This is a genomic window from Ruegeria sp. BK1, assembly GCF_056535645.1.
In genome coordinates this window covers 137969-144430 of record NZ_JBQFIS010000004.1, presented here as the reverse complement: position 1 = coordinate 144430, position 6462 = coordinate 137969, and the positions used below count along the sequence as shown (strand labels likewise).

General features: G+C 56.3%; 7 protein-coding genes and 1 pseudogene. 1 reads left to right on the top strand and 7 read right to left on the bottom strand.

The window, feature by feature from the left end:
- Positions 1 to 28: 28 nt before the first annotated feature.
- Positions 29 to 1752, bottom strand: a pseudogene (locus ACR3E7_RS23755) (heavy metal translocating P-type ATPase); the annotation flags it as partial.
- 173 nt (positions 1753 to 1925) lie between these two features.
- Between ACR3E7_RS23755 and ACR3E7_RS23750 the strand changes: the two are divergent.
- Positions 1926 to 2123: a heavy-metal-associated domain-containing protein gene (locus ACR3E7_RS23750; RefSeq protein WP_480505648.1), complete on the top strand. Its 198-nt coding sequence runs from the start codon at positions 1926 to 1928 to the stop codon at positions 2121 to 2123.
- A 37-nt stretch (positions 2124 to 2160) separates the two neighbouring features.
- On the opposite strand, the gene ACR3E7_RS23745 is transcribed toward ACR3E7_RS23750, so the two are convergent.
- The 6 genes from ACR3E7_RS23745 to ACR3E7_RS23720 are packed head-to-tail and all read right to left on the bottom strand — an operon-like array spanning position 2161 to position 6446.
- Positions 2161 to 2889, bottom strand: coding sequence for a DsbA family protein (locus tag ACR3E7_RS23745; protein ID WP_414478956.1), 729 nt, complete (start codon positions 2887 to 2889; stop codon positions 2161 to 2163).
- Position 2890: 1 nt separating this feature from the next.
- Positions 2891 to 3364 (bottom strand): c-type cytochrome, encoded by a 474-nt coding sequence (locus ACR3E7_RS23740; protein ID WP_170418019.1) that lies wholly within the window; start codon positions 3362 to 3364, stop codon positions 2891 to 2893.
- The gene (locus ACR3E7_RS23735) at positions 3364 to 4734 is read right to left on the bottom strand and encodes a multicopper oxidase family protein (protein WP_170417903.1); all 1371 of its coding nucleotides are present in this window, start codon (positions 4732 to 4734) and stop codon (positions 3364 to 3366) included. The genes ACR3E7_RS23740 and ACR3E7_RS23735 overlap by 1 nt, the downstream gene beginning before the upstream one ends.
- Before the next feature lie 38 nt (positions 4735 to 4772).
- A complete protein-coding gene (locus ACR3E7_RS23730; protein ID WP_170417899.1) occupies positions 4773 to 5672 on the bottom strand; it encodes a c-type cytochrome in 900 nt (299 codons plus the stop codon).
- A 9-nt stretch (positions 5673 to 5681) separates the two neighbouring features.
- Positions 5682 to 6233 carry a c-type cytochrome gene (locus tag ACR3E7_RS23725; RefSeq protein WP_480505653.1) on the bottom strand — a complete coding sequence of 184 codons (552 nt, stop codon included), beginning with the start codon at positions 6231 to 6233 and terminating at the stop codon, positions 5682 to 5684.
- A gap of 60 nt (positions 6234 to 6293) precedes the next feature.
- Complete coding sequence (locus tag ACR3E7_RS23720) at positions 6294 to 6446, bottom strand: hypothetical protein (RefSeq protein ID WP_170746572.1); 153 nt, start codon at positions 6444 to 6446, stop codon at positions 6294 to 6296.
- Positions 6447 to 6462: the final 16 nt, after the last annotated feature.

Genomic DNA, 6462 nt, shown 5'->3' with positions numbered 1-6462 from the left:
AGGCGGTCGGCCCCGATCAGGACTTGGAGGCGCTTACCCCGTAACCGGTGATCGACGTGAAGTCTTCTGGCTTCGAAAGCTCCAGACCACGGGTTTCAGCCGCGCGCACGATGGCCGTGGCGATCGGATGTTCGGATGTGACCTCAACGGCAGCAACAAGGCGCAGAACCTCATCCTCGGCCAATCCTTCGGCCACAATCAGGTCGGTCAGCTCCGGACGCCCTTCGGTCAAGGTCCCCGTCTTGTCCACCGCAACAACGGTGGTTTCCTGCAGCATTTGCAAGGCGTCGCCCTTTCGAAACAGGACACCCATCTCGGCCGCGCGGCCGGTGCCGACCATGATTGAGGTGGGTGTGGCCAACCCCATGGCGCAGGGGCAAGCAATGATCAGTACCGCAACCCCGGCTACCAACGCCAAGCTGAGCGCAGGATCGGGTCCGAACAACATCCAAACCAGCACAGTCATTACGGCCACAGCGATCACTACCGGCACGAACCACAGCGTGATGCGGTCAACCAAGCCTTGAATCGGAAGCTTGGCACCCTGTGCTTGTTCGACCATTTGAATGATCTGGGCCAACATAGTGTCTGCGCCGATCTTTTCAGCCCGGTACGTCAATGCGCCCGCGCCATTAACTGTTCCGCCGACCACAGTTGCGCCCTCGGTCTTTTCGGCAGGAACCGGCTCGCCGGTGATCATGCTTTCATCGACATATGACGCGCCGGTCACTACGGCACCATCCACCGCGATTTTTCGCCCGGTCGAACGTGCACAATATCCCCTACAACGATCTGCTCGATCGGTAGCTCGACAACCGATCCGTCGCGCTCAACGCGCGCTGTTTTTGCCTGCAGACCGACCAGTTTTCGGATCGCTTCACCAGTTCGCCCCTTGGCGCGCGCCTCGAGGAACCTCCCCAGCAATATGAGAACCACGATCACCGCTGCGGCCTCGTAGTAGACGTTTGCGGTTCCGGCGGGAAGAACACCCGGCGCAAAGGTGGAAACAAGCGAGAACCCATAAGCCGCCGAAGTGCCCAGAGCCACCAGAGAATTCATGTCCGGCGCGCCTTTGAACAAGGAAGGGAATCCCTTAGTATAGAACTGCAAACCTGGCCCAAAAAGAACGATCGTGGTTAGAAGGAATTGCAGGTAATAGCTGTTCTGGATGCCGATCGTGCTCGCTATCAGGTGGTGCATGCCCGGAATAACATGCGAGCCCATTTCAAGGATAAAGACCGGCAAAGCGAGCAAGGCGGCAAAGCTTGTTCGCCGGGCCAATTGGCGAATCTCTTTGGCTTTGCGGTCTTGTGGTTCGGTCTGCGTCGCGGATCGCAGGCTCGCCGGATAGCCAGCAGATGCCGCAAGCGCCGCGATGGCTTCGGGTGTTGTGACTCCCTCAGCATAACGTACAGTTGCACTTTCGGTGGCCAGATTGACCGACGCGGACAAGACGCCATCATCTGCTTGCAATGCCCGTTCAACGCGCCCCACGCACGATGCGCAGGACATGTTCTGAATATCCAGCGTTACCTCTTCCGTCCGTGCCAGATATCCGGCGCTGTTTAACGCATCAGCAATGGCCGCTTTATCGGCTGGATCGCGGAAATCGACCTGAACGCTTTCGCTGGCGAGATTAACCGAAGCGGCATCTACCCCTGGCACATCTTTCAACGCGCGCTCAACCCGCCCTACGCAGGACGCACAGCTCATACCCTGAACTTGAAACCTTGCATGTGAAATTTCAGTCATATTGTCACCACCAATGTTCTGCTGACGGGAAACATAAGGGTTCCAGCAAGTGGAAGGTCAAGGGATGGGGCTGACTTTCTTTGCCACTAATTTTGACGATCCAATAATCACGACTTGACCTTCCTGTGCTGGAATACTTTAGCCGGGACGACGGAACACAGGAGCAAACATCCATGACGACCCTAAATATCCCGGATATGAGCTGCGGGCACTGCAAGTCAGCTATCGAAAAAGCCGTTGCCACGGTGGATTCCTCCGCACAGTTGGACTTTGACGTGGAAAACCGCAGGGTACGTGTCTTAAGCACCAATTCACTTGATCATATCCTTGCAGCGCTGAAGTCCGAGGGATACGAAGCCACGATCGCATGATAAACTTAGGAGCGCACATGCTGTCGCCCCCTTGGTTCTATCTTGCGTCTCTGACTGCCACGATTAACCGGGTCATTTCATCTTCGGTGATCAGACCCGGGGCAAGCGCATCTCCAATCACAAACGAAGGAGTGCCACTGAAGCCAAGCTGTCGGGCCAATTCCATGGAAATCTGAATATGCGCGTCGACTTCCGGCGCTTCCATATCTGCGCGCAATTGATCCTCGTCCAGGCCAAGTTCCCGAACAACTTTCAGTACACTGGCCTCAGTGGCACGACCGTTCAGAGCCATAAGCGCCCAATGAAATTCTTCGTATTTTCCCTGGTTTCGTGAGGCCAGCGCAGCGCGTGCCGCGAAGTCGGAACCTTCTCCAAGTATGGGCCATTCTCGATAAACAATTCGCACATCGGAATCGCCCGCGATTACGTTCTTCACGACCGGGGCAGCGCGTTTGCAATATGGGCAGTTATAGTCGAAAAACTCGACCACGGTTACATCGCCTTCCGGGTTTCCGATTACAGGCGCATTCGGATCCTGTTCCAGCAATTCACGCTGATTTTCCAAGACGCTTCCAATTGCTTCGGCTTTTGCCTGATCCTCGCGCTGTTGAAGCAATTGAATCGCCTGCATGATGATCTCAGGGTTTTCCAAAATGGCTTCGAGAGCCAGCCGTTTTACATCGGAGTCAGACAGCTCGTCGGCGCGTGCCATAGGAATGCCAATCGACATGGCGATAGCGACTAAGCCTGCAAGTATTCGTTTCACATCAGTTTCCTTCCGTTTGTTCTGCTTCGGTGCGTTGCTCTTGCAGCTTGCGTTCCCGATCCGGCCAACTCTCCTTGATGAAGGCGAGGATGTCCCAGATATCCTGATCCGACAGAGTGTCCCCGAAGCCTGGCATGCCGCTTTTGACGTCAGCGACACCCATCTGTTTCAAAGTTTGGTCCCCGCCAAACTTTGTATAGTCGAACAACAGCTTGTCGCCGTGATGCCAGGTATGCCCGGTTCGGTCATGCGGGGGCGCCCGCAAGACGCCATCCGGATCAGGTGTTTGCCAATCCTGCTGACCCTCCAAATTTGCCCCGTGGCATGACGCGCAGTTTTCGGCGTACAAAACTGCACCACGTGCCGAATCCGCTGATGCACTGTTCTGCGCACGCCCACTCAGGCCCCAGCCAGCGACCGCGACAATGATCACTACAGCAGCCAGTGACACCCATTTCGCCGAACTCTTGTTCATCATGCCACGCTCAGCCAGGTCTTCATACCAGCGGCCTGATGCGACAGCATATGGCAATGAAACAGCCAATCCCCCGGGTTATCCGCAACGAACGCAATCTCCCGCTTTTCTATCCGGTCAACCAGGATTGTGTCCCGCAGCGGCCCTAGGTTGCCGTTTGGCAGAACTTCCTGAAAGTGCGTCCCGTGCAAGTGCATAGCGTGCGGAAAGACGGTGTCGTTCTGCATCTGAATCCGGACTATGTCGCCACGCGAAACGGCAGCAAGGGGGTTTTCAGGTAACCCGGCGACACCGTTGAATGTCCAGATCTGCCCTTCCTGAACCAATTCATTGGTGCTCATGACCTGGCCGTTAAAAGTGCCTTGACGCAGTCCGCCCATCGCCCCGCCTTCCATCACTAATGGGATTGTCAAAGCGTCAGAAACATCTTCGAGAAAGGAAACAGGGTTGGGTGGCAGGGCTTCTATTGCACCGCGGTTTGCGGATGCACCGCTTCCCGAAACCGGGATTTCAGCAATGACAAACGATTCATCGCGTTCGTGAAGAGTTATTTGAACGGCTTCGTTCGATTCCGCTGTGACATCAACAATTAAGTCTGCTCGCTGTGCAGGCCCAAAAACAAGGGTTTCAAAATCCTCTGGCTGCCTTACAGGCATGCCATCATAAGCGACCAGTTTCCCGTTTGCGCCACCTACTGAGACATACATGATCCGATCAGTTGCCACGTTGACCATTCGAAGTCGCAAACGCTGGTTTGTCAGAACTTCTGTCATGGGCGATATGTGTGCGTGAACGTAGTTTCCCATTCGGCCTGCATGCGTCCAGTCATGCATCGCGCCGAAATCATCGACGATTTGGGCGTCCTGACCCAACCTCCAGTCATCCAGCAGGATCGTAATGTCATGATCCGTGTCCGGCGGGTCCATTTCGTCGACGATGAACGCGCCGTAAAGGCCCCTGGCCACTTGTTCCGTTGACTGGTTATGAGAGTGGTACCAGAAGGTTCCTGCATCCTTCAGAGGCAAGTCATACTGAAACTCGCCGCTTGTTGGTACAGCCTCCTGTGTAAGACCCGGCACCCCATCCATGTTGTTTGGAACCCGCAGTCCATGCCAATGGATTGCCGTAGGCTGAGGCAGTGAGTTCAGGAGTGTCCGGCGAACCGTTTCGCCCTGCCGGGCACGAATTTCGGGGCCCGGAACACCGCCATCATATCCCCATATCTCGGTTTCAGGATAGCTGTCGGGGGCAACACGTGCCAATCCTGAACGCGCCTCGATTATTCGGGGGGCGGTAGCCGCCCTCCCGATAGTCGGCACTGCGATTAGTGCCGACGTGCCTGCAACGAATTGCCTGCGATTGAGCTTCATGAGGACTTCCTCCAAAGAAAATTTGATCTCTCACTCGATTACCCCCCGTCGTGCACATCCAGCAGATAGGTCGCCATTGCCTTCCGGTCTTCGTCTGTCAGAAAGCTGGTGCCATAGTTTACGACCTCTCCCATGGCGCCGCCGAAGACATCGCCATCAGGCATGACGCCGGTGCGCAACGCGTAGGCCAAATCATCTACCGTCCAACCACGCTTTTGCAGGGTCTCAAAGTCGATGGCCGGTGCCTTGTCACCGCCCGGCAGAGAGTCACTTCCCTTGAAGTGTTCCGTGTCCGAATTTCTTGCGCCAGCCAGGTTCCTCCCGGTGTGGCAGGCCGCACAATGTGTGGCACCTTCGACCAGTAGCCGGCCCCGGTTCCACACTTCGTCATTGCCCGGCACGGGATCAGTGCGGGGTGGTTCCAGAAAAGCCGCGCGCCACAGCTTCAGGCCCCATCTCTGATTGAAGGGGAACGCCATTTCCTGTTCTTTTGACGGTTCCGCTACCGGTGGAACTGTTTGCCATGCGGCCCAGAGATCGGCGATGTCCTGATCCGTGAAATTGGCATAGAATGGATAAGGAAAGGCCGGGTAATAGGGTTGTCCGCCGGGTGATACGCCTTGACGCACCGCGCGGGCGAACTCCTCGATTGTCCAATCACCGATCCCGTGATCGGGATCTGTGGTCAGGTTCGGCGAAAAGAGCGTGCCGAACGGGGTATCCAACTCCACCCCACCGGCCAAGGCCGCGCCCCCTTTGGCAAAATCTGTGTGGCAAGCGATACAACCACTTGCCCTTGCCAGATACGCCCCGCGGTTAACGTCACCCTGAATGTCGAGAGCTTGTAAGGGCTGGCCAATCGGCCAAGCCATCACAGCAACAAGTCCCGCTGACGCCGCTACGGCGGCAGCAAGGCCCAATCGGAATATCGGTCTCATGACGCATTCCTATTCCGACCGAAATTGCGTGTGACACGCCGAGCATGTCTGGCTCAGCATCATGAACACACCATCTGCCGGCATTTCAGAAAGTTGTGCCTGGTTTGGACTGCCGCCCATCATTCCGGCACCCATCATGGATGCGCCGCCCATCATGCCCGAACCATGGCCCGACCCGGACATCATCAACCCGTTGTCCGCCGCAAGCACAAGGCCTTCAGAGTAGGATTCCAACTGCCTGGCTAACTCTGCAAATGAACCCCAATCCTGCCAGATCTCCGATTTGGCCTCCGAGGGTTTGCCATCAGATCCCTCTGGAAACAGCTTTGTCATGCTCTCGCCAGCGTGACGCCCGATTTTCTTGGCCTCGCTTCGTACCGTTTGCGCATTGTAGGGCGTTTTCCCCTGCATCATCGGCGTAAGGATCTTCATGCTGTCCTTCATCGCGGACATACCATCCATGCGTTCTTTGACGATGCCGGTTGCGCCACCATGCGCCAGGGCGGCGGCTGCAAACAGAGAAACCAGGGCAACGCCTGTGGTCATTTTCAGAATGTTCATTGTTTTGTCCTTGTCGTCTGCTTCGACGCGCCCAGGTTGAGCGCAATTCGACTGGTCAGATCAGGACACGCGGCGGTGGTGGGTCAAACGCCGCGATACCGAGAACCCGGTATTGGGCTCGAGGGATCGAGTATCTTTGTTCAGTATCTTGGGGGCCAGGCGGTGGTGGACCCATCGAAAATAGACCAACAGCGTTGCAAATCGTTCCGCCATGACAATGTCCGGGATG